Origin of the sequence: Streptomyces sp. NPDC026206 (assembly GCF_040638465.1) — a bacterium.
In the GTDB taxonomy this organism is placed as follows: domain Bacteria; phylum Actinomycetota; class Actinomycetes; order Streptomycetales; family Streptomycetaceae; genus Streptomyces.
Genome location: NZ_JBEZYL010000001.1, coordinates 96,047 through 119,791, shown reverse-complemented (window position 1 = coordinate 119,791; position 23,745 = coordinate 96,047). Strand labels below are relative to the sequence as shown.

The 23,745-nt window shown below is 72.5% G+C and carries 19 protein-coding genes, 1 tRNA gene and 1 pseudogene; 8 read left to right on the top strand and 13 right to left on the bottom strand.

The annotated features are described in order from the left end of the window. Window positions 1–35: 35 nt before the first annotated feature. From AB0F13_RS00560 to guaA, 4 genes are all read right to left on the bottom strand, one after another. On the bottom strand, window positions 36–542 hold the full coding sequence (locus AB0F13_RS00560; RefSeq protein WP_362072793.1) for a DoxX family protein: 507 nt from the start codon (window positions 540–542) through the stop codon (window positions 36–38). Window positions 543–698: 156 nt separating this feature from the next. Then, complete coding sequence (locus tag AB0F13_RS00555; RefSeq protein ID WP_362072790.1) at window positions 699–1,520, bottom strand: class II aldolase/adducin family protein; 822 nt, start codon at window positions 1,518–1,520, stop codon at window positions 699–701. Between the two features lie 80 nt (window positions 1,521–1,600). Next, window positions 1,601–2,215, bottom strand: a complete 615-nt coding sequence (locus AB0F13_RS00550; protein ID WP_362072787.1) for a Uma2 family endonuclease — start codon at window positions 2,213–2,215, stop codon at window positions 1,601–1,603. 146 nt (window positions 2,216–2,361) lie between these two features. Next, the gene (guaA, locus tag AB0F13_RS00545; RefSeq protein ID WP_362072784.1) at window positions 2,362–3,960 is read right to left on the bottom strand and encodes a glutamine-hydrolyzing GMP synthase; all 1,599 of its coding nucleotides are present in this window, start codon (window positions 3,958–3,960) and stop codon (window positions 2,362–2,364) included. A 314-nt stretch (window positions 3,961–4,274) separates the two neighbouring features. Here guaA and AB0F13_RS00540 point away from each other — a divergent pair, with 314 nt between their 5' ends. Both AB0F13_RS00540 and AB0F13_RS00535 read left to right on the top strand, forming a co-directional pair. Continuing rightward, a complete protein-coding gene (locus AB0F13_RS00540) occupies window positions 4,275–4,583 on the top strand; it encodes a chorismate mutase (RefSeq protein ID WP_362072781.1) in 309 nt (102 codons plus the stop codon). Between the two features lie 664 nt (window positions 4,584–5,247). Further along, window positions 5,248–6,294 carry an LAETG motif-containing sortase-dependent surface protein gene (locus AB0F13_RS00535; protein ID WP_362072778.1) on the top strand — a complete coding sequence of 349 codons (1,047 nt, stop codon included), beginning with the start codon at window positions 5,248–5,250 and terminating at the stop codon, window positions 6,292–6,294. Window positions 6,295–6,357: 63 nt separating this feature from the next. Here AB0F13_RS00535 and AB0F13_RS00530 read toward each other — a convergent pair whose 3' ends face one another. The 4 genes from AB0F13_RS00530 to AB0F13_RS00515 all read right to left on the bottom strand — a co-directional run bounded on the left by AB0F13_RS00530 (window position 6,358) and on the right by AB0F13_RS00515 (window position 13,223). Next, the gene (locus AB0F13_RS00530) at window positions 6,358–8,148 is read right to left on the bottom strand and encodes a GMC family oxidoreductase (RefSeq protein WP_362072775.1); all 1,791 of its coding nucleotides are present in this window, start codon (window positions 8,146–8,148) and stop codon (window positions 6,358–6,360) included. 13 nt (window positions 8,149–8,161) lie between these two features. Further along, on the bottom strand, window positions 8,162–9,790 hold the full coding sequence (locus AB0F13_RS00525; RefSeq protein ID WP_362072772.1) for a succinic semialdehyde dehydrogenase: 1,629 nt from the start codon (window positions 9,788–9,790) through the stop codon (window positions 8,162–8,164). Window positions 9,791–9,843: 53 nt separating this feature from the next. Continuing rightward, window positions 9,844–11,562, bottom strand: a complete 1,719-nt coding sequence (locus AB0F13_RS00520) for a serine/threonine-protein kinase (RefSeq protein ID WP_362072769.1) — start codon at window positions 11,560–11,562, stop codon at window positions 9,844–9,846. Between the two features lie 62 nt (window positions 11,563–11,624). Next, window positions 11,625–13,223 carry a serine/threonine-protein kinase gene (locus tag AB0F13_RS00515; protein ID WP_362072766.1) on the bottom strand — a complete coding sequence of 533 codons (1,599 nt, stop codon included), beginning with the start codon at window positions 13,221–13,223 and terminating at the stop codon, window positions 11,625–11,627. Window positions 13,224–13,412: 189 nt separating this feature from the next. On the opposite strand from AB0F13_RS00515, the gene AB0F13_RS00510 reads away from it, so the two are divergent. Next, window positions 13,413–13,485, top strand: a tRNA-Arg gene (locus tag AB0F13_RS00510). Between the two features lie 3 nt (window positions 13,486–13,488). On the opposite strand, the gene AB0F13_RS00505 is transcribed toward AB0F13_RS00510, so the two are convergent. Continuing rightward, window positions 13,489–13,992 carry a GNAT family N-acetyltransferase gene (locus tag AB0F13_RS00505; RefSeq protein WP_362072763.1) on the bottom strand — a complete coding sequence of 168 codons (504 nt, stop codon included), beginning with the start codon at window positions 13,990–13,992 and terminating at the stop codon, window positions 13,489–13,491. A 93-nt stretch (window positions 13,993–14,085) separates the two neighbouring features. Here AB0F13_RS00505 and AB0F13_RS00500 point away from each other — a divergent pair, with 93 nt between their 5' ends. Continuing rightward, the gene (locus tag AB0F13_RS00500) at window positions 14,086–15,273 is read left to right on the top strand and encodes a winged helix DNA-binding domain-containing protein (RefSeq protein WP_362072760.1); all 1,188 of its coding nucleotides are present in this window, start codon (window positions 14,086–14,088) and stop codon (window positions 15,271–15,273) included. 147 nt (window positions 15,274–15,420) lie between these two features. Next, the gene (locus tag AB0F13_RS00495; protein WP_362072757.1) at window positions 15,421–15,780 is read left to right on the top strand and encodes a hypothetical protein; all 360 of its coding nucleotides are present in this window, start codon (window positions 15,421–15,423) and stop codon (window positions 15,778–15,780) included. A 22-nt stretch (window positions 15,781–15,802) separates the two neighbouring features. On the opposite strand, the gene AB0F13_RS00490 is transcribed toward AB0F13_RS00495, so the two are convergent. Beyond that, window positions 15,803–17,089: a M64 family metallopeptidase gene (locus AB0F13_RS00490; protein ID WP_362072754.1), complete on the bottom strand. Its 1,287-nt coding sequence runs from the start codon at window positions 17,087–17,089 to the stop codon at window positions 15,803–15,805. A gap of 139 nt (window positions 17,090–17,228) precedes the next feature. After that, on the bottom strand, window positions 17,229–18,554 hold the full coding sequence (locus tag AB0F13_RS00485; protein ID WP_362072751.1) for an alpha/beta fold hydrolase: 1,326 nt from the start codon (window positions 18,552–18,554) through the stop codon (window positions 17,229–17,231). A gap of 69 nt (window positions 18,555–18,623) precedes the next feature. Between AB0F13_RS00485 and AB0F13_RS00480 the strand changes: the two genes are divergently transcribed. Continuing rightward, on the top strand, window positions 18,624–20,006 hold the full coding sequence (locus AB0F13_RS00480; protein WP_362072748.1) for a helix-turn-helix domain-containing protein: 1,383 nt from the start codon (window positions 18,624–18,626) through the stop codon (window positions 20,004–20,006). A 52-nt stretch (window positions 20,007–20,058) separates the two neighbouring features. Here the strand turns inward: AB0F13_RS00480 and AB0F13_RS00475 are convergent, their stop codons facing one another. Beyond that, a complete protein-coding gene (locus AB0F13_RS00475; protein WP_362072745.1) occupies window positions 20,059–20,925 on the bottom strand; it encodes a DUF4344 domain-containing metallopeptidase in 867 nt (288 codons plus the stop codon). A 240-nt stretch (window positions 20,926–21,165) separates the two neighbouring features. Between AB0F13_RS00475 and AB0F13_RS00470 the strand changes: the two are divergent. Together AB0F13_RS00470 and AB0F13_RS00465 are read left to right on the top strand one after the other, a co-directional pair. Beyond that, window positions 21,166–21,804: pseudogene (locus tag AB0F13_RS00470) on the top strand (response regulator transcription factor); the annotation flags it as partial. A gap of 359 nt (window positions 21,805–22,163) precedes the next feature. Continuing rightward, window positions 22,164–23,300 (top strand): histidine kinase, encoded by a 1,137-nt coding sequence (locus AB0F13_RS00465; RefSeq protein ID WP_362072742.1) that lies wholly within the window; start codon window positions 22,164–22,166, stop codon window positions 23,298–23,300. A gap of 9 nt (window positions 23,301–23,309) precedes the next feature. Here AB0F13_RS00465 and AB0F13_RS00460 read toward each other — a convergent pair whose 3' ends face one another. Beyond that, on the bottom strand, window positions 23,310–23,687 hold the full coding sequence (locus AB0F13_RS00460; RefSeq protein WP_362072739.1) for an STAS domain-containing protein: 378 nt from the start codon (window positions 23,685–23,687) through the stop codon (window positions 23,310–23,312). Window positions 23,688–23,745 lie beyond the last annotated feature (58 nt).

The following is a 23,745-nucleotide window of genomic DNA, read 5'->3' as shown; positions in this document are numbered from 1 at the left end:
GCCTGCCCATGGGCGCACGCCCACCGGAGGGGGGCTCAGCCGAACAGCCTCCTCCGCCGGCCCCGCCCTCGGCGGCGGCCGGACCAGGCCGCGTCCACCGACAGCAGGGGCGCGCCCGCGATGACCAACGGCAGCCAGGCCATCAGATAGATCAGGTCGTTGCCGTAGTAGTAGGGCGTGGCCGCCCAGCTGACGGTCAGCCAGAGGCTGAGCGAGATCAGCGCACCCCCGGCCGCCGCGACGCGGGCGAGCACCCCGAGCAGGGTGCCTATGCCCACCGCCAGCTCACAGAAGGCGATCGTGTAGCCGAAGCCGGCCGGACTCTTCAGCGCCAGGTCCACCAGGCCCGGGATCGCGGCCGTGTCCCGCACCGAGTCCATCAGCGCCCCGACCGACCCCGGCCCCTGGCTCGCCATGAAGGCCGGGTCGGTGAGCTTGTCGAGCCCCGCGTAGATGAAGGTGACCCCGAGGAAGAGCCGCAATGGCAGCAGCGCATACCGCCCCGTGTCCCCGCGCCCGTTGAACGACATGCCGCTCGCCATCGCCGCCTCCCTCGCCTTCGTCCTCGCGTTCACACCCGCCGTGGCCCGCCGGCATCCGTCACGGCCCATCGCCATCCGACCATACGTGCGCCGGGCAGAACGCGTTCAGCCCTGTGGACAACCCCCGTCACGGCCGAAGGATGTTGTCCACAGGGCTCAGCCGCCGGCCGTCACCTCAGAAGCTCCGGCCAGAAGCTCCGGCTCGCTGCGCGTGATCTGCTGATACAGCGGCTGGTAGTTGATCCACCCCACCAGGTCGGTCCCGACCTGGTCACGGGTGTGCTGGGCGCTCGCCGCGTCGATGAGCACCGGCTTTCCGGCGGCCTTCGCGACCAGCTGCACCTGGCAGGAACGTTCCATCGTGATGAACCACCACGCTGCCGCGTCCACGGAGTCACCGACGGTCAGCAGCCCGTGGTTGCGCAGGATCACCGCCTTGTGCGGCCCCAGGGCGGTGGCGATGCGCCGCCCCTCCTCCTCGTCCACGACGACGCCCGTGTAGTCGTCGAAGAGCGCGTGGTCCTGGTAGAAGGCGCAGACGTCCTGCGTGATCGGCTCCAGCAGCTCCCCGAGCGCGGACAGCGCCCGCCCGTACGTGGAGTGGCTGTGCGCGGCGGCCACGACGTCGGGCCGGGCCCGGTGGACCTGCGAGTGGATCACGAAGGCGGCCTGGTTGACGTGGTGACGGCCCTCGACGACCTTTCCCTGGTGGTTGACGAGGATCAGGTCGGAGACCGTGACGTGCTTGAAGGACATCCCGAAGGGGTTCACCCAGAAGTGATCGGTGAACTCGGGGTCGCGCGCGGTGATGTGCCCCGCGACCCCCTCCTCGAACCCGAACCGCCCGAACAGGCGGAGCGCCGCCGCGAGCCGCTCCTTGCGATGGCGCCGCTCGTCCTCGACGGACTCGTGCTTCGGGGGCATGGCGAAGTGGAGCTGGTCGGTGGGTATCGGTTCCGGCGCTGCTGCCTGTGGCATGGCGGTGCTCCTCCGGTTGATCCGTGGCTACGGACCGGAAACTACCGCCGGGTACGGCCGGGGGCCAGAGGAATGCCCGCTCAACTGCTCGGGGCAGGCCTCCGCTTGTTGATCGCGGTGAGGTCGATGTCGATACAGAAAGGAACGCTCAGCTTGAGCCTGCCGTGGTGGATACCGGTGAGCGCGTAGGACTTGGCGATGGGGTCGAGTTCATAGACGTACGCGACAGGCAGCCCGTCGTTCTTCTCGACCAGCCAGAAGTGCGGGATGCCCGCAGCCGCATACTTGGGGGGCTTGACCTCGTGGTCACGTTCGACAGAGTCTTCGGAGACGACCTCGACCGCAAGAATGACATCCTCCGGCTTGACCCATGTCTCTTTCGGCCCTGTGTCCACCCCGGTCGGAACAACCAGGACATCCGGCTCCGGCCGGTTCCGCTTGTTCAGCCTGATGGTGAACTCACGGAAGACGTCGAGCTCGTCCGGCGCCTGGTCCAGCAGGGAGTTCTCCAGCAACCGCATGGTTCGCAAGTGAAACTTGGTCTGCGGACTCACAAAGACGAGGCTCCCGTCGATCAACTCAGTGTGCCGCGGCAAGTTCGGAAGCCGGTCGAGGTCATCCGCCGTCCAGCCCCCCGGCGGGGGAACCGGATAGTTGTACTGCTCGTCCAGCTCGAACTCGGGTGCGGCGCTCATGATTGCTCCCATGCGACGGAGTCTCGCCTGTACGGCCAGCGTACCCACGGCAAACGCCGATGCCGCCGCTCAAACGAATGAGCGACGACATCGGCGTTGACCCTACGAGAGGACTACTCCCCTGTGAGGACTACTCCCCCGAAGGGTTACTCCCACTCGATCGTCCCCGGCGGCTTGCTCGTCACATCGAGCACCACGCGGTTCACATCGCGCACCTCGTTCGTGATGCGCGTCGAGATCTTGGCCAGCACGTCGTACGGCATGCGCGTCCAGTCGGCCGTCATGGCGTCCTCGGACGAGACGGGGCGCAGCACGATCGGGTGGCCGTACGTGCGGCCGTCACCCTGCACGCCCACGCTGCGGACGTCGGCGAGCAGCACGACCGGGCACTGCCAGATCTCGCGGTCCAGGCCGGCGGCGGTGAGCTCCTCGCGGGCGATGGCGTCGGCCTCGCGCAGGAGGTCCAGGCGCTCCTTCGTCACCTCGCCGACGATGCGGATGCCCAGGCCGGGGCCCGGGAAGGGCTGGCGCTGGACGATCTCGTCCGGCAGGCCCAGCTGCTGGCCGACCATGCGGACCTCGTCCTTGAAGAGCTGGCGGAGCGGCTCGATGAGCTTGAACTCCAGGTCCTCGGGGAGGCCGCCCACGTTGTGGTGGGACTTGATGTTGGCGGTGCCGGTGCCGCCGCCGGACTCGACGACGTCGGGGTAGAGGGTGCCCTGGACGAGGAACTCGACGGGCTCGCCGCTCTCGCCGGCCTCGGCGATGATCTCGGCCTGGGCCTGCTCGAAGACGCGGATGAACTCCCGGCCGATGATCTTCCGCTTCTCCTCGGGGTCGGAGACCCCGGCGAGCGCGGCGAGGAAGCGCTCCTGCGCGTCCACGACCTTCAGCTGGACGCCCGTCGCGGCGACGAAGTCCTTCTCGACCTGCTCGGTCTCGCCCTTGCGCATCAGGCCGTGGTCGACGTAGACGCAGGTCAGCTGCGAGCCGATGGCCTTCTGTACGAGGGCCGCGGCGACGGCGGAGTCCACGCCGCCGGACAGGCCGCAGATCGCGCGCTTGGTGCCGACCATCTCGCGGATGGCGGCGACCTGCTCGTCGATCACGTTGCCCGTGGTCCACGTGGGCTCGATGCCCGCGCCGCGGTAGAGGAAGTGCTCCAGGACCAGCTGGCCGTGCGTGGAGTGCATCACCTCGGGGTGGTACTGCACGCCGTAGAGCTTCTTCTCGTCGTTCTCGAAGGCGGCGACCGGCACGACGTCCGTGGACGCGCTGACGGTGAAGCCTTCGGGCGCGGCCGAGCAGGCGTCGCCGTGCGACATCCACACCGACTGCTCGTCGGGCGTGCCCTCGAAGAGGGTCGAGCCGGAGCGGGAGACGTGCAGGGGCGTACGGCCGTACTCGCGCGCGCCGGTGTTGTCGACGGTGCCGCCCAGCGTCGTGGCCATCAGCTGGAAGCCGTAGCACATGCCGAAGACCGGGACGTCGGCCTCGAAGATGGCGCGGTCCAGGCGGGGGGCGCCCTCCTCGTACACGGACGAGGGGCCGCCGGAGAGGATGATCGCCTTCGGGTTCTTCGCGAGCATGTCGGCCACGGGCATCGTGCTGGGCACGATCTCGCTGTAGACCCGGGCCTCACGGACGCGGCGGGCGATGAGCTGGGCGTACTGCGCGCCGAAGTCGACAACGAGCACCGGTTCCGCGGTGTTGTCGTGGGCGGCGGCGGGGGGTGCTGCTGACACGGGAGCGGCCTTCCGGCGATCGATGAGGGGGTCTGTATTTGTCGATTCTACCGGGGCGCGGGTGGCTGCTTTTGTCTCACCATCCGAATCCGGCTTGGTCCGGCGGCCGCGGCCGGGACATACTGTCCCCATGCGCGAGCAGCTGACCTTCGTCTTTACCTATGGCACCCGGCCCGTCCGGCTGCCATGGTCATGCCGCTTGAGCTACTGACGAGCGACTTCCCAGGCGCCCCGGGCCGACAAGGCCCGGGGCGCCTGTCGTTTTCCCGGGTCTTGCCGCTCCGGGGGGCCGCGCCCCCTTTGGAGGAACACACATGAGCACCGGCACCGCCACCGAGGCCACCAGGACCGTCACCGACACCGGCGCGCGCACCGACGAGGCCGCCGGGGTGATCACCGGCGCCCGCGAGCGGATCGACGATCTCGACGGCCGCATCATCGGTCTCGTGCAGGAGCGCATGGCCGTCTCGGCCGTGATCCAGCGCGAGCGCATCGCCTCCGGCGGGCGACGGGTGAGCCTCTCCCGCGAGATGGAGATCCTCGGCCACTACAGGAAGCAGCTCGGCAAGCCCGGCACCGCCCTCGCCATGACCCTGCTGGAGCTGTGCCGGGGCCGCGTCTGATCACCCGCCGCACCCGAGTTCGGGGGCCGTCACCCGTACGGCGCGTGACCGGTGGCTGATCATCTTCGTTCATACCGGTGTCCGCACCAGCCAGGAGCGGCCCTCGGAGATCCACGCGTGGCTTCCGTCCCTGTTCATCTGGGCGCCCGGCACGACAGGGCGGGATCCACCGGGGTGTGTGACGTGCGAGCACGCGCGTCGTGGGACCTCACTCCGGTGGCGAGGCGACCGGTCAGCAGGGGACAGCAGCCCGGCCGCCACTCAAGGGGCGGTCGGTTCCAGGGACGCCTGGAACCGACCGTATCCGGTCGAAACGGTTGCGCCCGGGGTGGCTCATCCCGCACGATGCAAAAGGGAACGGCAAGTCCTTTGTCCGTTACCGCCATTGGTTCAACCATCCCCCAGCCAGCGACGCTCCCCCCGGCGTCGCTCCGCGGCACCGACCCTGCCCTGATATCGGTGCCGGCAGTCAAGGGCCCCGAGGCCGCCCGCACGCCCCCGCGGAGCCGGCCCGGGGCCCTTCGCCGTGGGCCGCACACACGCGGTACCAGCCGTGGCGGTGAGTTCCGTCACGCGGGGCCCGAATTCTTCCTGTAGCGCGCAACCTTCTCGCCGGGTCCCCGGTCGTGTGCATGTAACCGCACGACTTCCGGAAGAGGAATCGATGAAGCTTCGCCGTGCTCTGGCGACCGCTGCCGCCATGACCGTCGTCGGGCCCGTCGCGCTGCTCGCGGCGCCCGCCGCGCACGCGGTGACCGAGCCAACGGCATCCGTCAGCCCCTCCGGGCCGACCTCCGGCACGGGGTCCAAGGACCAGGACGGGGCCAAGGACGTCCCGGCCGTGCCGGGCGACACGAAGAAGGACGACGCCAAGAACGCCGAGAAGGTCGGCGCGGCGCCGACCCCCGAGAAGTCCGGGTCGGTGAAGCCGTCGGCCTCGCCGTCCCCCACCTACACCCGCCCGGCCTTCTGCATGCCCATATTCGGCGAAGACCGTGGCAAGACCGGGCTGCGCGGGCTACCGGGCAAGATCGTCGCCGGGTCCGGCTGGCACGAGTTCACGTACCGCGTCGTCAACGTGTCCAAGATCAAGGTGATGGAGACCGACATCTCCCTCAGCCTCGGCAGCGCCGACCCGAAGGTCAATGACGTCGCCGAGCTGTCCGTCACGGTCGAGTGGTACAACCCGGCGACCGGAAAATGGAAGCCCATCGAGGGGGAGGGCGCCAAGTTCCAGGACAACGACGACTTCGCCACGGTGAAGAGCCTCAAGCCCGGCGAGTACGCGGACGCCAGGATGCGCATCAAGATCGGCGAGAAGGCCAAGGCGGGGTCCGGCTACTTCTTCACCATCGGTCACTCGTACGGCGAGGACGGCCAGTGCGGCTTCGACGAGATCAGCCAGTTCGACTTCACCGTCCTGTCCCCGGGCAGCAAGCCCGGCAAGGTTGACGACGCCAAGGGCAAGCCGGGTAAGCCCGGCAGGACCGAAAACGGCGGGAAGGCCGGTCAGGGCGCCGGTGTCGGCCAGGCCGGGAACAAGCCCTCCGCGAAGGGCGAGCTCGCCGAACTGCCCGTCACGGGCAGCCTCGCCGAAACCGGCTCCTCCTCCTCGGCACTGCTGATCGCCGGCATCGGCGGCGCTGCGGTGGTCGTGGGCGCGGGCGCGCTGTTCGTGGTGAGGCGGCGCAAGAGCAACGTCGCCGCCTGACACCTCGGTGACGCGATGACACACCGGTAAGGCCCGCGCTCTATGGAGCCCGGGCCTTACCGGCTACGGTTCCTCGACTGACCGCTCCGGCACGGGCGGGACCGGCAGCAGCGGCAGCCGCAGCGCGCCGAAGGCGCCCTCGGGCACCGCCGGTTCGCGGGGTTCGACGGCGGCCACGCGCTCGTACGCGCCCTCCTGCGCGGGGCGCGGATCGGCCTCGCCCTTGTTCGGCCAGAGCGCCATCGCCCGCTCGGCCTGCGCCGTGATCGTCAGGGACGGGTTGACGCCGAGGTTCGCGGAGACCGCCGCACCGTCGACCACCGAGATGCCGGGATGCCCGTACAGCCGGTGGTACGGGTCGATGACGCCACGGGAGGGGTCGGGGCCGATCGGGCAGCCGCCGATGAAGTGGGCGGTGAGCGGGGTGCCCATGAGCTCGCCGACGTTGCTGCCGGGGAAGCCGTTGATCTCCCGGGCGATGAAGGCCGCCGCCTCGGCCGCCGCCGGTATCTGCTTCGGGTTGGGCGCGCCGTGCCCCTGCCGGGCCGTGAGCAGGCCCTTACCCAGGCCCTTCGGCCTGCGGTACGTCGTCAGGGAGTTGTCGAGCGACTGCATGACGAGGCCGATGATCGTGCGCTCCGACCAGCGGTGGGTGGAGAGTGACATCAGCAGCTGCAGCGGATGCCGTGCGCAGCGCGCCGCGAAGGCCACCGCTCGCGGCGCCCGCGTTCCCACCGGCACCTGGAGGATGGACAGGCTACCCATGGCGTTCGAGCCCTTGCCGTACCGCACGGGCTCGATGTGGGTGTGGGCGTCGGGGTGGACGGACGAGGTGATCGCGACGCCCCGGGTGAAGTCGGGCGCGTGCCCGTGCGCCTTGCGGTAGCGGCGGGGGGTGGTCCGGGCGCCGACCAGCGCTTCGGAGTTCGTGCGGGTCAGCTCGCCGAGCCGCTCGGAGAGGCGGGGCAGCAGGCCCTTGTCCTTCATGGTGTGCAGGAGGGTCTGGGTGCCGTAGGTGCCGGCCGCCATCACGACCTGTCCGGCACGCAGCACGCGGGGCGGTGTGCGGCGGGCCCCGCGCCGCCGTCCGGTGGGGACGGTCAGGACGCGGTAGCCGCCGTCCGGGTGCTCGGTGACGGCCGTGACCGTCGTCATCGGGTGGATGACGGCTCCGGCGCGCTCGGCGAGGTGGAGGTAGTTCTCGGTGAGGGTGTTCTTGGCGCCGTGCCGGCAGCCCGTCATGCACTCGCCGCACTCGACGCAGGCCCGGCGTGCGGGCCCCGCGCCCCCGAAGTACGGGTCGGGGGCCTCGGCGCCGGGCCGGGCCCCTACCGTTCCCTCGCCGTCCCGGCCGTCGCCGAAGAAGACGCCGACGGGCGCGGCGTGGAAGGTGTCGCCCACCCCCATCCGCTCGGCCGCCGCCTTCAGGTGCACGTCGGAGGGCGTCGTCGTGGGGTTGAGCCGCACGCCCAGCATGCGCTGCGCCTGTTCGTAGTACGGGCGCAGCTCCTCCTGCCAGTCGGTGATCGCGGCCCACTGCGGGTCGTCGAAGAACGCCTTCGGCGGCACGTACAGCGTGTTGGCGTAGTTCAGGGAGCCGCCGCCCACTCCGGCGCCCGCCAGGACCATGACGTTGCCCAGGAGGTGGATGCGCTGGATGCCGTAGAGGCCCAGCGCCGGGGCCCACAGGTAGTTGCGCAGGTCCCAGGAGTTCCTGGGGAGGGTGTCGCGGGTGAAGCGCCGGCCGGCCTCCAGCACGCCGACGCGGTAGCCCTTCTCGGTCAGGCGCAGGGCGGCGACGGAACCGCCGAAGCCGGAACCCACGACGATGACGTCGTAGTCGAATGTGGTCACCACGTGCCTCCGCTCAGCGCAGACGGATCGCCTTCAGCAGCCGTAGTCCGCCCGTCAGCAGGCGGGTGTACTGCTCGTCGTCCAGCCCGAACGCCGGCCCCAGCGGCACGATCCGCTGGTGGGCGACCGTCTGGGCCTCGGTGTACTTCAGGAGGCCCTCCGCGCCGTGCCGTCGGCCCAGGCCGGAGTCGCCCATGCCGCCCATCGGTGCCTGCGCGCTGCCGTATGCGGCCGCATAGGCCTCGTTCACGTTGACCGTCCCGGCGCGCAGCCGTGCCGCGAGGGCCCGTCCGCGCCGCCCGTCCCCCGTCCACACGCTGGCGTTGAGCCCGAAGGGCGTGGCGTTGGCCAGGCGGACCGCCTCGTTCTCGTCGTCGAAGCGGTAGACGGACACGACCGGGCCGAAGGTCTCCTGCGTGCAGACCGCCATGGGCGGCTCGACGCCGTCCAGGATGGTGGGTTCGTAGAACAGCGGCCCGACGTCCGGCCGGTGGCGGCCGCCGACGAGGACCGTGGCGCCCTTGGCGACGGCCTCCTCCACGTGCCGGCTGACGGTCTCCAGCTGGCGCTGCGAGACGAGTGAGCCCATGTCGGCACCGTAGGCCAGCCCGGTGCCCAGCCGCAGGGCCCTCGTGCGGGCGGCGAAGCGGCGCAGGAACTCGTCGGCCACGGAGGTGTGGACGTACAGCCGCTCGATGGAGACGCACAGCTGGCCGGCGGAGGAGAAGCAGCCGCGGACGGCGCCCGCCGCCGCCTTGTCCAGGTCGGCGTCGCGCAGCACCAGCATGGCGTTCTTTCCGCCGAGTTCGAGCGAGCAGCCGACGAGCCGGGCGGCGGCCGCCTGCGCGACCTCACGGCCGGTGCGCGTGGAGCCGGTGAAGGAGACGTAGTCGGCGTGGGCGACGACGGCCGGGCCCACGACCGGGCCTTCGCCGAGCACGACCTGCCACACGCCTTCGGGCAGCCCTGCCTCGATGAGCAGCTCACGGGCCAGGAGGGCGGTGAGAGCGGTCTGCGTGTCCGGCTTCATCACGACGGCGTTGCCCGCGGCGAAGGCCGGCAGCGCGTCACCGACGGACAGCTCGAACGGGTAATTCCAGGGGACGATCTGGCCGACCACGCCGCGCGGTACGCGCCGCTCGGTGACCTTGGTGAGGACGGGCAGGACGCCCAGGTGCTGCTTGGGCCGCAGGCAGGCGGGTGCCGTGCGCCCGTAGTGCCGGGCGGCGAGGGCGACCGCCTGCACCTCCTCGTGTGCGTGCAGCCGGGCCTTACCGGTCTCCAGCTGTACGAGGTCCAGGATGCCGGACTGCCGGTCGAGCACGAGGTCGTGGAAGCGCAGCAGGACGGCCGCCCGCTGCCGTGCGGGCACCGCGGCCCAGGCCCGCTGCGCCTCGCGGGCCCGTACGAACGCGTCGGCGACGTCGTCGGGAGTGGATTCCGGCAGGCCGGCGGCGAGGACCTGGCCGGTGAAGGGCGTGTGGCCGGCGGTGGTGGTGACCCCGGAGCTCACGACGGAGCGGGTGAGGCGGGCTATGAGTTCGGGGGTCACCACGTCGGCGGCCGTGCGGGCGCCCGACGGGGCGACGGGATTACGGGAGTTGCCGACGATGACCGTTCCGGTGTCCTGCGCGTCCGTCATGCGGGTGAGCGTATTCCGGACCGGACAATTTGGGTACCCGCTGGTAACCGCGATTACTTCGCCGAGTCCTCGATCTTTAGGTACTTGAGGACGGAGTCGAAGAGCTTGTCGCCGTCCTTGCGTCCTTCACCGGCCGCGGGCATCGAAACCTCCACCTCCCAGACGGTGCTCTCGGCCTTGTTGACGAAGAGGTGGGTGCGGCGGCAGCGCTTGGGGTCCTTCTCGCTGTCGCCGGAGCGGCGGTAGACGGTGGTGACCTCGGCCGCCTCCCCGCCCTGGTAGGTCGTCCTGGCCATCGTGGCCTGAGCCTCGTTGACCGAGGGCTCCTTGCCGCCCTTGTAGCGGTCCATGACCCTCTTGGCCTCGACCTCGGCCGAGCCGACGTCCTTCGGCTTGTCGCCGTAGGTCTTGCGCCGCTCCTCGTCGGTGTCCTGGCTGACGTGCACGGCGAAGATGCCGCTGGGGTCGTGGAAAGAGACGGATCTGTTGTCCGTCTCGACCGTACGGGCGTAGTCCCCGGGGACGGCGACGGACGCCTTGACGACCTCGCCCTCCGGCCGGACCCTCCAGTTCGCAGGCAGCGTCTCCTTCGCGAAGGGGTCCACCACGATCAGCGTCGCGGCGACGGCCGCGGCCAGCACACCGCCGCCGAGAGCGAACTGTGCCTTGCGGTTGCCCTGAAGGACGGGCGGTACCCAGGCACTGCCGGTGCCCTGTCCGGCGTGCGCCGTGGTGAAGGCCGCGGGCCGCGGGGCCGGCGGCCGGGCGACGCTCTCCAGGGCCTGCCGTACCTGGGCGGCGGCCGGGCGGGCCGCGGGGTCCTTGCGGAGCAGCGCCATGACGAGCGCGCCCAGCTCGCCGGCGGCGCGCACGGGCACCTGCGGCTCGGTGGAGAGGACCGCCTGCATCGTCGCCTGGGTGTTGGAGCGGCGGAACGGCGATACGCCCTCCGCCGCCGCGTACAGCACGACACCCAGCGACCACAGGTCCGACTCCGGTCCGGGCTGCTGTCCCAGCACCCGTTCGGGTGCGACGAATTCGGGCGAGCCGACGAAGGCGCCCGTCTCGGTCAGACCCTGCTCGCCCTCGATGCGGGCGATGCCGAAGTCGGTGAGCACGACGCGGTCGCCGCGCCCGAGCAGGACGTTGTCGGGCTTGACGTCCCGGTGCAGGACACCCGCCTCGTGTGCGGCGCACAGCGCGTCCAGTACGGCCAGGCCGATGCGGGCGGCCTCGCGCGGGTCCAGGGTGCCGTCGGCGAGCCTGTCGCCGAGGGAGCGGCCGCGCACCAGTTCCATGACGATCCAGGGCCGCCCGTCCTCGACGACCACGTCGTGCACGGCGACGACGGAGGGGTGGTCGATGCGGGCCGCGGCACGCGCCTCGCGCCGCATGCGCTGGTGGACCTGCTCCCGCACGGCCTCCGGCAGGTGCGCGGGGACGCGTGGTTCCTTGACGGCGACGTCGCGGTCGACGACCTCGTCACGGGCCTTCCAGACGGTGCCCATGCCACCGTGCCCGAGGCGGGACACGAGGCGGTAGCGGCCGCCTATTCGCCGGCCGGCGCCCGGGTCGGCGGCGCCGGGCGCGTCATGCAGCTGCGTGGGCGAGTGGGCGCCGCCGGCGGGCGGTGCGGGCGGTGCCGGCACCGAGGGCTGCGGCGGTACGGGCGCCGGTGCCGCCCCTGGCGTGAAATGAGCGGAATCCGGCATACCCGGCGGCTGGAGCCCGTAACTGGTGGGCTGATCCGCCCATCCCCCGTCGTTCTTCATGGCCCAATCCTTACCAAGCGCGGCCCTGCCACCGCACCTTTGGGCCGGGCGGGCCCGCCCGGTCAGGGGGAGGAGACCGGCTTCGTCCTGACAAAGGTGGACAGCGCGGTGCGGAAGTGGCGGTGGCCCTCGGCCGCCTTGTCCGCCGGGGACGACACCCACACGTCGTACATCTTGTCCCCCTCGTCCCAGGCGAGGTCGTAGGTGTGCCGCGCGCCGGCGGGACCCTTGTTCTCCTGGCCCTCGAAGCCGTCCCAGACGAACTCCCAGGAGGCGGCCCGGCGTCCCTTGTGCGTGGTGCGCTCGACCTTGCCGTCGCGGTAGCCGGGGTAGCGGTCGGGGGCGAGCGCGGCGGAGCTGCGCATGGCGACGATCGGGCCGCCGTCCTGCACGTCCTGGATGAGGACGCCGATGCGGAACTCCTTGCCGGGCGAGTAGTAGAAAACGCGCGGCGGTTCGAAGGAACGGGTGAAGCCGTCGGGGACGGCGAGGGCGAATCCCGCCGGGTCCTGGACGGCGTGGTAGCCGGCGGGCGCGGTGACGGACGCGCTGGCGGGGGGCGGCTCGGCGGCGGACGGCGCGCCGGGCGGGCCGGCGGAGTGGGCGGCCTTGCCGTTCGCCGACGCCGCGCCCTGGTCACGGTCCATCAGCAGCGCGGCCGCGCCGGCGCCCATCCCGGCCAGGGTGACGACGGTGAGGGCCGCCATGAGGGCGGTACGCGCGCGGTTGCTGCCGGGCGTGGACACCGAGGAGTGGGTGGTGGTGGCGGCGGACGCGGGGGTGGCGGCACCGCTCCGCGTCGGCGTGTACGTCCGCGGGACGGGCGTCCGGCCGGTGTCCAGGTAGCCCCGCAGCAGCCGCTCCGCCTCGTCCGCGCCCATCCGCTGCGCCGGGTCCCGGTCCAGCAGGCCCCGTACGACCGGCAGCAGCGGCCCGGCCGCGGCGGGCGGGTGGATCTCCGCGTACACGACGGCGTGCAGGATGCCGCCCAACGAGTCGCGGTGGAAGGGGGATTCGCCGTTCATCGCCGTGCACAGCAGCACCCCCAGCGACCACAGGTCGGACTCCGGGCCCGCGTGGCCGCCCGCCATCCGCTCGGGCGCCGTGTACTCGGGCGAGCCGACGAACGCGCCCGTCTCGGTGATCGTCGTGGCGCCGGAGACCTGGGCGATGCCGAAGTCGGTGAGCACGACCCGCTCGGTGGCCGCCTCCAGCAGGACGTTCGGGGGCTTGATGTCCCGGTGCAGGACGCCGCGCGCGTGGGCCACGCGCAGCGCGCCCAGCAGCGCGACGCCGATGCGGGCCGCCTCCTGCGGGGAGACCGGCCCCTCCGCCGACAGCCGGCCGGACAGCGAACGGCCGTCGACCAGCTCCATGATGATCCAGGGGCGGCCGTCCTGCTCGACGATGTCGTGCATGACGATCACGTTCGGGTGTTTGATCAGCGCGACCGCGCGGGCCTCGCGCAGCATGCGGTCGTACTGCGCCTGGGCGTCCGAAGCCGAAGGCAGATCGTCGACGTGCAGCTCTTTGACCGCGACCTCACGGGCCAACAGCTCATCCGTGGCACGCCATACGGTGCCCATGCCACCGCGCCCGATCTTGCGGACCAGCCGGTACCGCCCGGCGATGAGACCGCCGTGTGCAGCGAAGGTGCCCATGAGCCCATATTGCCCCACGTCGCCCTGCCCGACCGGGCCCGTACCGGTCGCTTCACCCGACGACGGGCAACATTCCTCGCCTCGGGGCCCGTGCGCCGGGCCCGCGGGTGTGAAACCCATGCGAACAGTTCATGTACAGTTGTTCCCGCAACGCCGACCGGACGACGGGAATCCGCTCCGGGGAGCCGAGCGCTCGTAGCTTAACGGATAGAGCACTTGACTACGGATCAAGAGGTTGCAGGTTCGAATCCTGCCGAGCGCACTCTCAGCACGGGAGCCAGACGTAGCGAACGTCCGGCTCCCGTTCTTCGTTTGCGCCGCCGTCCGTGCGCTCCGCGCTCGAGAAGCCGTGCCGCTCGTAGAAGCGGTGGGCAGGGGTGTTGACCTGGAACGTCCACAGGTCCAGGCCGCCCGGACGACGCTCCTTGGCGAGGGCGACGAAGCGGTCGCCCAGGCCGCGGCCGCGCCAGGACGGGGCGAGGTAGAGCTGGTCGAGGTGGTCGTCGTCCAGGACCATCACTCCCACGAGCTCTCCGCCCGCCGCCTCCGCCACCCACGTCTCGAGCCCGGGCACCACGACATGGCGGAACCACGCCCGGACCTCCTCGTCCGTGTGCGCCCGGCGTACGGCCGGCAGGGCCGCGTCGTAGGAGCGCAACCACAGCTCCGCCACTTCCGCGGCGTCGGCGGCCCCGGCCCGGCGCAGGACGGGCTCCCGTGCCTGACCGGCGTTCACAGGACGGGCGCTCGTGCTTTGATCGGCGTTCATGGGGCGAACCGTCTCAGCCGAAGGCGCGCCGCGCACCTGAATATCGCGCGCGGTAGGACAGGAACCGTCCTACCGGCCCTCTAGCGTCGCCCCATGGCCCCCACCACCAGCGTTCCCCACATCCGTGACGAGCAGCGCCGCGCCCGCCTCGGACGCCGTCACCTCCTGGCACCCGGCCACCGTGCCGCGACCGTCGAGGAGGTGGCCGACGCCCTCGTCGGGCTGCACGCCACCGACCCGGCGACCGTGTACCTGTCCGCGTGCGCGCGGCTCGCCGAGCCGTCCGCGGCCGAGGTGGAGCGGGGGCTGTACGAGGACGTGACGCTGGTGAAGCTGCTCTCCATGCGGCGCACGATCTTCGCCGTGAGCACCGCTACCGCCCCCTACGTCGGCTCCTCCACCGCCCGCGCGATCGCGCTCAAGGAGCGGGCGGGCCTGCTGAAGCACCTGCGCGAGAGCCTGCCGGGGTGGGACGAGCGGCGCCTGGTGCGCACCGAGCAGGAGGTGCTGGCCGCCCTCGCGGCCCGCGGCGAGGCGACCACCTCCGAACTGGCCGAGGACGTGCCCGCCCTGCGGGAGTCGGTGGTGATGTCGCCCGGCAAGCCGTACGAGGCGCGGCAGAGCGTGGGCAGCCGGGTGCTGCGGCTGCTGGCCGCCGACGGGCACGTGCGCCGCGCCCGGCCGCGCGGATCGTGGACGAGCAGCCTCTACCCGTGGGCGCCGGCGCCGCAGTTGCCGGACGTTCCCGTGCGCGAGGCGAAGGCGGAACTCGTGCGGCGCCGGCTCGCCTCGTACGGGCCGTCGACGGAGGCCGACCTGAAGTGGTGGACCGGGTGGACGCTGCGCGACACCCGGACGGCTCTGGCGGACGCCGGAGCCCGCGCCGTGCGGCTCGACGCGGGGGCCGGGTTCGCGCTGCCCGGCGACCTCGGTGACGTCGAGCCGTGCGGTGACTGGGCGGCGCTGCTTCCCGGGCTCGACTCCACCGCCATGGGCTGGCGCGAGCGCGACTGGTACCTCTCCCCCGACGTGCCCGCGCTCGTGGCCTCCCTCTTCGACCGGGCCGGCAACGTCGGCCCCACCGTCTGGTGGAACGGCCGCGTCGTCGGCGGCTGGGCCCAGCGCGCCGACGGCGAGATCGTCCGGCGCGTGCTGACGGACGTGGGGCGCGACGCGGAGGCCGCGATCGATGCGGAGGCCGTGCGGCTGTCCGCCTGGATCGGGAACGTCCGCGTCACGCCCCGGTTCCGTACGCCCCTGGAGCGGGAGCTGGTGCGTTAGCGGCCGCCGTCAGGCGGACTGCGGCCAGCCGCCGTAGGGGACGGTGAAGAACTCGACGGCGACCGTGCCGCCCGGGTCCCACACGTACACGCCGCGTCCGCCGTCGTTGCGGTTGATCCCCTCGGTCCTCCGGCCCGGGTCGGCCCAGTGCGGCAGCGACCGCTCGGTGATCCGGGCGTAGGTCGCGTCGAACTCTTCTCCCGCATCCTGCTGGAGAGCCCCACGCTCACGCGCAGCTACCTGCCGATGGTGCGGGAGCGGCAGCGGCTGCTCGCCGAGCTCCTCGCGGCGCGGGCCCCCGGGGCGGAGCGCGCCGAGCTGGATCTGTTCGCCGCCCTGGCCATCGCCGCCGGCGAGACGGCCTACGCGGCCCTGCACACCGCCATGGCGGCGGGCGAACCGGCCGAGCGGGTACGGGCCGCCGTCGACGCGGCCCTGGAGCGGGGATTCTCGCGGCTCGCGCGGGCCTACCCCGGCCCGGCCCCGCTCACGGCCGGACCGGCGTAGGCCCCGGGTTCCCGCGGACGGGTCAGCCGACCCGCCACGCCAGCGTGGTCGTCATCCGCCCGGCCAGCGCCGGGTCGCGCACCGCGTCCGTACGGTCGGTCCCCTTGGCCGTCAGTACGTGCCGCCGGCCGTCGGCGGGGACGCCCAGCGAGCGCGGGACGACCGTCGTCCTGCCCCGGGCCGCCACGGCCTCGCGGCCGTCGACGTACCAGCGCACCTCGGTCGTCGCCGACCCCGGCCGGGCGCTCACGCGTTCACCGCGGCTCACGACGGAGCCCTGGCCCGGCGTCCCGGTGAGCACGCTCGCGTGCCGGTAGAAGCCCGCGATCATCGCCTCACGGCCGGGCAGGTTGAACTCCCGCCCCAGGGAGCGCATGAGCGAGTTCTCGGTGGGACGGAAGAGGCCCTTGGGGTAGTAGCCCCCGCCCTCGTAGGTGCCGACCGCGCCGCCGTCCGGCGACGTCCGGCCGATCCAGCGGTACCACTTCTGCCGCTGGGCGGTCATCCGGTCCGCGCTGAGCGTGGAGGTGTTGGCGTCCGCCGGCTCGGGGCCGGTGTAGGTGCCGTACTCGTCGTACTGGTACTCGTCGGCGAGCTTGCCGAGCGAGTGCCCGCTCTCGTGGACGAGGATCTGATCGGAGCGGTCGTTGTCGGAGGAGGCGGTGGCGATGCCGTCGTAACCGGCCTGGGATACGACGTCGTTGTAGCCGGCGCCGCCGTACTTGGTGGAGTGGGAGAGCACCACGACCAGATCGGCTGCGGGCGCCTTGGTGGCGTACGACTCGACCTTGGCGGTGTCCACGCACAGCAGCCGCTCGATGCCGTCGCAGAAGAAGCCCGAGCCGAGGGCGGTGTCCTTGACGACGCCCTGGGCCGGATCGTTGGAGACGCCGGAGTCGTGCGAGACGGCGTCCACGGCCCAGACGTTGAAGAGGCTGCGGTAGGAGGCGTAGGGCTCGACGGCCGACATCCGCTCCCACTTGGTGCGCACGGCCGCGTGGAAGGCGTCCTGCTCGGAGGCGGTGTAGCCGTCGCCGACGAAGACCACGTCGAGCTTGGTGCCCACGGGGCCGTTCTCGACGATCCGGGTCACATCGCCGTCGCCCTTGGCCGAGGGGCGCAGCGGGCGGACGGGGGTGGGGGATACAGGGACGGTGGCGTGGTGCGGGTGGCCGCCGGGTTCGGTGAAGTACTCCACCCGTTGGAGGGGTTTGGGATGCGGGCTCTCTCCGACTGCGGCGGCGCTCGTCCCGGCGGCGAGGACGGCCAGGGCGGCCACGCCGGCCGCGAAGGATATTCGTCTGTGCATGGGGGGTTCCTCCCGAAACCGAAACCCGCCTGTTAAGTGGCGGGTTAAGTCGCGTTAAGGCGCGGCTCAACGTACGGGTTCGGGAGGTCCATGACAATGGATGCGACGCAATGTGCGTCACAACGACCTCACATGACGCTCAGGCCTCGTCCCTCACGAGCCGCAGCAGCCGGTCCAGCACCACCCGCCCGCTCGCCCGCAGGCCGTCGTGCTCGTACTCGTCCGTGACCCACGTCCGCAGCCCGGCGATGGCCCGCGCCGTTCGCAGGGAGTGCTCCGTGTCGACGTACAGGTCGTCGTGGTAGACCGCGGCGGCGACGGGCACCGTGTTGCGCGCGAGCCGCCCGGCGTCGTACAGCGGGGTCCAGCCCTTGCGCTCGGCGAGCAGCTCGGCGGTGTGCCGCAGGGGGCGCAGGGCGGCATGGGTGCGCAGCATCCAGGGGTGGACGGTCTCACCGGTGAAGAGGAAGCGCCCATCGGGCTCGAAGTGCTGTTCGAACTGCGGGAATTCCGCGCGTATACGCTCGGCCGACCAGTGCGTCGCGCGCTCGTCCTGGGCATAAATGGCCTCATGGAGGAGCGTGTACAGAGGACTCCCGGCGCGCGAGAGCAGCGCCGCGGCCTGTTCGGTGAACGCGTCGGACAGGCGGGGCCCGTCGACGGTCGGCACGAACGCGTCCTCCAGCAGGTAGTGCAGCCGGTGCGAGCCGTCGCCGGTGCCCAGCAGGATGCCGAGCTGCTGGAACGCCTGAACGGTCAGCAGCGTGCCGTCCGGCAGCACCTCCTGCGTGCCGGCGAGGTGCTCCGCGATGCGCCGCGCCGCCTCCTCGTCCTGCGGATAACGGGCGTAGTGCGCGAGGGACTTGCGCTCCATGCGCGGGTAGGCCGCGCGGTAGACGGTGTCCGCGTCGGCGTCCAGCGACGGCAGGCCGCCGGTGATCAGCACCTCGGCGAGCCCCTCCGGCGCGAGCGAGAGGTAGGTGACGGCGCAGAAGCCGCCGAAGCTCTGTCCCAGGACGGCCCACGGCCGGCCGCCGGTCAGCCGGGGGCGGATGTACTCGCAGTCGCGGACGATCGCGTCGGCGCGGAAGTGGGCGAGGTAGCCGGCCTGCTGCTCAGGGGCGCCGCGCAGCGGGAGGGTCTGCCGCCCGGCCGGGGTGGAGCGGCCGGTGCCGCGCTGGTCGAGGAGGAGGACGCGGTAGTCCTCCAGCGCGCGGTCGAGCCAGTTCTCGCGGCCCACGGGCCGTCCGGCGGGGAAGCCGGGGCCGCCCTGGAGGTAGACCAGCCACGGCAGCTCCTCGTGCGCGCGGCCGGCCGCCACGACCTCCCGGGCGTAGAGGCGGATGCGCTCCCCATCAGGGGCCGTATGGTCAAGCGGTACGTCGAAGAAGTGGTCGGTCAGAGCGAGCCCCGGCTGCCGGAAGGTGGCATGTCCGGCTCCCCGTGTCCCGGTGGTCTTCGGCACGGTTACATCCTCACGTAAGCAGATTTAATGCACGGCTTGGATCACGGCGCAATGTACCGAGGGGCGGAAGTGGCCGAGAACAGCACCCACGGCATACGGGCGGACGAGCCCTGCGACATCGGACGCCGCGTCCTGCGGCTACGCACCGAAAAGGGGTTCACCCAGAAACAGCTGGCCGAACCCGCCTACACCGCCGCGTACATCTCCACGCTGGAGGCCGGCAAGGTCCGTCCCTCCGAGACCGCCCTGCGCCACCTGGCCGGGCGGCTGGGCACCACCGTCGAGGAGCTCGCCACCGGCCGCCCCCCGCACCTGGCCACCGAGCTGCGGATGCGGCTGACCGACGCCCGGCGCACGCTGGCCACCGGCGACGCGGAGGACGCCGCCGTGCTCTTCCGCGCCCTGCGCGACGAGGCCGCCGCGCTCGATCTCGTACAGGAGCACTTCACCGCCCTGCTCGGGCTCGGCGACTGCGCCCTGGAGACCGGCGAGCTCACCGACGCCCGCGACCACTTCGCCGCGGCCGAGACCCTGCTCGCCGGCCAGCCGCTGCCGCGCCGCATCCCGGCCCTGCGCGGCCGTGCCACGGCCCATCTCCTCGCCGGCGAACTGCGCTACTCCTGCTACCTGCTGGAGACGGCCCTCGACGAGCTGAACGCCTCCGGCATGCACGACCCGGACGCGCTGCTGCTCCTGTACACCGCCTCCATCGCGCCCTACATGGACATGGGGGCGCACGCACGCGCCTCGCACGCCGCCGAGCTCGCGCTGACCCTCGCGCCCCAGGTGGACAACCCCGCGCTCGTCGCCGGCATGCACCGGGGCGTCGCCCGCACCCTCATCGCCGAGGGCCGGATCGCCGACGCCGACGCCTCCCTCGCCAAGGCCCAGGAGCTCTACCAGCAGCTGCACATACGCACCGAGCTCGCCCACTGCCACTGGATGCGCGGCTACGTGCACGCCCAGGACGGCAATCTGCGCAAGGCCGAGAGCGAGCTGCGCACGGCCCGCGACATGCTGGCGTCCAAGCGCGCCGCCCTGTTCACCGTGCAGGTCGAGGTGGAGCTCGCGGACGTGCTGCGGCGCCGGGGGAAGGCCGCCGAGGCCGAGGAGCTGCTGCGCCCGCTGCTGTCGCCCACGGCGCTCGGGGCGGAGCGCGGCGCGGTCCACGCGGGCGGCGCGCACCGGCTGCTCGGGCTCATCGCCGAGGAGCGCGCCGACACCGAGGCCGCCGAGGAGCACTACTGCGCCGCGCTGTCCCTGCTGGAGCGCACGGGTGCCGCCGGCGACCTCGCCGACCTGTGCCGTCTGCTGGGCGATCTGCTGCGGCGTACGGGCCGCACGGAAGCCGCCCTGGACGCCTACCGCACCGGTCTCGGGCACCGGGCCGCGCCCGGCACGACCACGCTGGGGCCGGCGCCCACCGCACCGCCGCACTGGCCGCGCCCCTGACACCCCGGGCCGCCCCCGGCCCGCCGACCGGCCCTCCCCTCACCGGGGCCGGTCAGCGGCCGGCTGCGTGCGGCGCGAGGAGTCGCCCCCAGCCGCGCCGCAGGTCCTCGTACTCCTCCTCGCACAGCCCCGCCCGCTCCTTGCTCAGCCGCTTGCCGTCGACGAGCGCGCGGTACTCCTTCGACCGCCCGGTGGCCGGTGCGGAGCCGTACAGGTAGCAGCGGTAGCTGGCACTGCGGGCGGCGTCCGGGGCGTGCTCGTCGGAGGGATCGGCGTCGGCGAGGCCGTGCAGGGCGGCGGCGTGCGCGTACTGGTCGTAGTTGTCGGCGGCGGCCAGCAGCGCGGCGCGGCCGGCGTCGCCCTGGCCGAGCAGGCGGTACGCCGCGAACTGGTCGGCGACGTCCTCCTCATGACCGGTGAACGGCAGGTCCAGCTTGTCGAGGAGCGCGTGGCCGGCCTCGTGGTAGAGCGTCTCGGTGACGACACCCGCCGTCCGCTCCTCGGTGTCGCCGACGGCGCCGGAGCCCCGGTCGGCCTCGAACATCGAGCGCACCTCGCCGATGAAGCCGTAGCAGAGCGTGATCCGGCCGGTCTGCGGGTCGTACTCGGGAGTGTCGTTCTGCTTGCACGAACGGCCGACGATCTGCACCCGCCCGGGCAGGCGGACCGAGCGGTTCAGGTCCTCCGCGACCTTCTCCGGCAACCGGCGGCCGCGCAGGAAGGCCCTCTCGTCCGCACCACCGCGCAAGGGGGCCTCGTAGGACACGGACAGGCCGCCGCCTGTGGGGGGCGCGGCGGCCTGCGACCGTGGGCCGCACGCGGTGGCGAGGGCGGCAGTACAGACGCCGGCCACGACGAGCGCGCGGGCGCGCCACGCACGGGCCGGAGTCCGCGGGCCGGCCCCCGCATGGTGCAGCATGGACAGCACTCTGCCCGTCCGCGGGCCCGGACGGAATCCGCCGTGGGTCCAGACCCACCCCCGCCGACCGGCGGGGGTGGGCCCGGCCCCGGGGTGGAGCGCCGAGCTCCGCTTTTCTCCGCCGGTGCGGCAGGCTGTGCCGAGGCCGGGGGATTCCGGCCGGTGGGGCCCGGTGGAAACCCATGGATAAACCATGGCAACCCAAGGAAACCCCACATGAAAGGGAAGAGGTAGCGGGCGGTGATCCGTGTTGCGGTGGTGGACGACGAACAGCTCGTCCGGTCCGGGCTGCGGCTGATCCTGGGCACGGCCCCGGACATCGACGTGGTCGCCGACTGCACCGGCGGCGAAGCCGTGGCCGCCGTACTGCGCAGCACCCCCGACGTCGTGCTCCTGGACATCCGGATGCCGGACGTCGACGGCCTGACCGTGCTGCGTGCCCTGCGCGCCCACCCGCGGCCGCCCGCCGTCGCCATGCTCACCACCTTCGACGCCGACGAGTACCTGGCCGCCGCGCTGCGCGCCGGCGCCACCGGCTTCCTGCTCAAGGACACCGACCCCGAGCAGCTCGTACGGGCCGTCCGCACGCTCGCCGGCGGCGGCAGCGTCCTCGACCCGGGCGTGACCCGCGCGGTCATCGGCGGCTACCTCGCCGCCGAGGCCGAGGCGACCGCCGCCGCGGCGGTAGGGGCGCTGACCCCGCGCGAGCGCGAGGTGCTGGCCCACTTGGGCGCGGGCCTGGCCAACCCGCAGATCGCCGAGCGAATGGGGCTGGCGCCCAGCACGGTCAAGGACCATGTCCGCGCGGTCCTGGGAAAGCTGGGCGGAGTCAACCGGGTGCAGGCCGCGGTCGTCGCCGACCGAGCGGGACTCGTGGCCACGGGCCGGGAAGGCGGGGCCGCGGGGCGGGAAGGCGGGGTCACGGGCCGGAAGGGCAGAGCCACGGTTCCGGAAAGCGGGGCCACCGGTCGGCACAGCGGGGCCATGAGCCGGGAAAGCGGCGCCGCGGGCCCGCACAACGAAGCCACGAGCCGGGAAGGCGGGGCCACCGGCCAGCACAGCGGCGCCGCGGGCCCGCACAACGAAGCCACGAGCCGGGAAAGCCGAGCCACCGGCCGGCACAACGAGACCACGGGCCCGCACAGCGGAGCCACGAGCCGGGAAAGCGGGGCCGCCGGCCGGCACAGCCGAGCCGCGGGCCCGGGCAGCGGGGTCACCGGGCGGGAGGGTGGCGGTCGATGAGTCTGTGGCGTGCCTCCATGCCCGACCGATTGCCGGCCTGGGTACCGGTCGTCGGGCCCGCACTGCTCGGGACCGGGGACGCCCTGCTGGTCAACGGCGTCGACCCCGGTCGCGACCTCGGGCTGTCACTGCTCGCGGCGGTGGCACTGCTGTGGCGGCGACGGCTGCCCGTCACCGCCTTCCTCGCCACCTTGCCGGGCATGTACCTGACCTACATCTGGCTCGCTCCCATGATCGCCCTGTACACGGTGGCCGCCCGGCGCCCGGACCGGTGGCTGCTCGCCGGTACGGGGCTGCTGATGGCCGCCGCGCAGTTCGTGCCGTACCCCGCCGCGGAACTGGCGCACGCCGACCGGCGCGAGACCGCCGTCAACCTGGTCGACGCCTTCGTCGTGGCGGCCACGCCCATCGCGCTCGGCCTTCTCACCCGCACCCGCCGCGAACTCGCCGACCGCCTCGACGAACTGACCCGCAGCCGGGCCCGCGAGGACCGGCTGCTGGCCGACCGGGTCGTGGCCACCGAGCGCGCCCGGCTCGCCCGCGAGATGCACGACGTCGTCGCCCACCAGGTCAGCCTCATCAGCCTGCAGGCCGGGGCCGTCCAGATCAGCACCGAGGACCTCCAGGCGCGCGCCGGGGCCCGCACGATCCGCGAACTGTCCGTAAGGACCCTGGACGAGCTGCGCCACATGGTCGGCATCCTGCGGGCGGCCGGGGCCGACACCGAGGAACTCACCCCCCAGCCGCGGCTGTCGGACCTGCCCCGGCTGATCGAGCTGAGCGCCCTGGACGTGACATTCGAGGACGGCTCCGACCCGCGGGCCGATCGCTCCGAGGCCGTGGAGCGGGCCGCGTTCCGCACGGTGCAGGAAGCGCTGACCAACGTGCGCAAGCACGCGCCCGGCTCGAAGGTACGGGTACGGGTCATCGAGGACGAGCGCTCCGGGCTCCTGGTGGAGATCCGCAACGGCCCGGCGGACTCGGCCGTACCGGCGCCGGACCTGCCCGGCGGCGGCCACGGCCTGGTCGGACTGCGGGAGCGGGCGCAGAGCCTGGGCGGGACGCTGGAGGCGAGGGCCACGCGGGAGGGCGGGTTCGTCGTGCGGGCCCGCTTCCCCCGGGAGGGGAGGTAGCGCAGGCGGTCAGGCGGAGAGCGGGTTCGAGGCCGGCTCCGCGGTCGCGCTGGCAAGGTCCGGGTAGACCTCGAACAGCCGGCGCACCCCCAGTGCCGCGAGCACCCTGTTGACGTGTGAGTCCTCCACGGTGCCCTGGGCGGGCAGAATGAGCCTGAGCCTGCCCTGGCAGGAGCGCATCAGCCGGCGCGCGGCGATGAGCACCCCCACTCCGCTGGAGTCGCAGAACCGGACTTCACCGAGGTCGAGCACCAGACTCCGCCGCCCGTCCGCCACAGCGTCGTGCACATGCTGACGGACCGAGGGGGAGGTCACCAGATCCAGTTCGCCGCAGACCTGGAGCACGGCCCAGTCCCCCTGCTCGCGCTCCAACACCTTCAACGTCACGCGTTCGAGCCCCTTCACTCGGTCTGTCGTTTCCTTTGGAATGGACCCTTCCGCGGTA

Coding starts and splice junctions, on each gene's coding strand:
- AB0F13_RS00500 (WP_362072760.1), top strand. CDS start 14,086: ATGGCCCCCACCACCAGCGTTCCCCACATCCGTGACGAGCAGCGCCGC.
- AB0F13_RS00505 (WP_362072763.1), bottom strand. CDS start 13,992: ATGAACGCCGATCAAAGCACGAGCGCCCGTCCTGTGAACGCCGGTCAG.
- AB0F13_RS00555 (WP_362072790.1), bottom strand. CDS start 1,520: ATGCCACAGGCAGCAGCGCCGGAACCGATACCCACCGACCAGCTCCAC.
- AB0F13_RS00560 (WP_362072793.1), bottom strand. CDS start 542: ATGGCGAGCGGCATGTCGTTCAACGGGCGCGGGGACACGGGGCGGTAT.
- AB0F13_RS00520 (WP_362072769.1), bottom strand. CDS start 11,562: ATGAAGAACGACGGGGGATGGGCGGATCAGCCCACCAGTTACGGGCTC.
- AB0F13_RS00540 (WP_362072781.1), top strand. CDS start 4,275: ATGAGCACCGGCACCGCCACCGAGGCCACCAGGACCGTCACCGACACC.
- AB0F13_RS00490 (WP_362072754.1), bottom strand. CDS start 17,089: ATGCACAGACGAATATCCTTCGCGGCCGGCGTGGCCGCCCTGGCCGTC.
- AB0F13_RS00550 (WP_362072787.1), bottom strand. CDS start 2,215: ATGAGCGCCGCACCCGAGTTCGAGCTGGACGAGCAGTACAACTATCCG.
- AB0F13_RS00535 (WP_362072778.1), top strand. CDS start 5,248: ATGAAGCTTCGCCGTGCTCTGGCGACCGCTGCCGCCATGACCGTCGTC.
- AB0F13_RS00525 (WP_362072772.1), bottom strand. CDS start 9,790: ATGACGGACGCGCAGGACACCGGAACGGTCATCGTCGGCAACTCCCGT.
- AB0F13_RS00515 (WP_362072766.1), bottom strand. CDS start 13,223: ATGGGCACCTTCGCTGCACACGGCGGTCTCATCGCCGGGCGGTACCGG.
- AB0F13_RS00475 (WP_362072745.1), bottom strand. CDS start 20,925: ATGCTGCACCATGCGGGGGCCGGCCCGCGGACTCCGGCCCGTGCGTGG.
- AB0F13_RS00465 (WP_362072742.1), top strand. CDS start 22,164: ATGAGTCTGTGGCGTGCCTCCATGCCCGACCGATTGCCGGCCTGGGTA.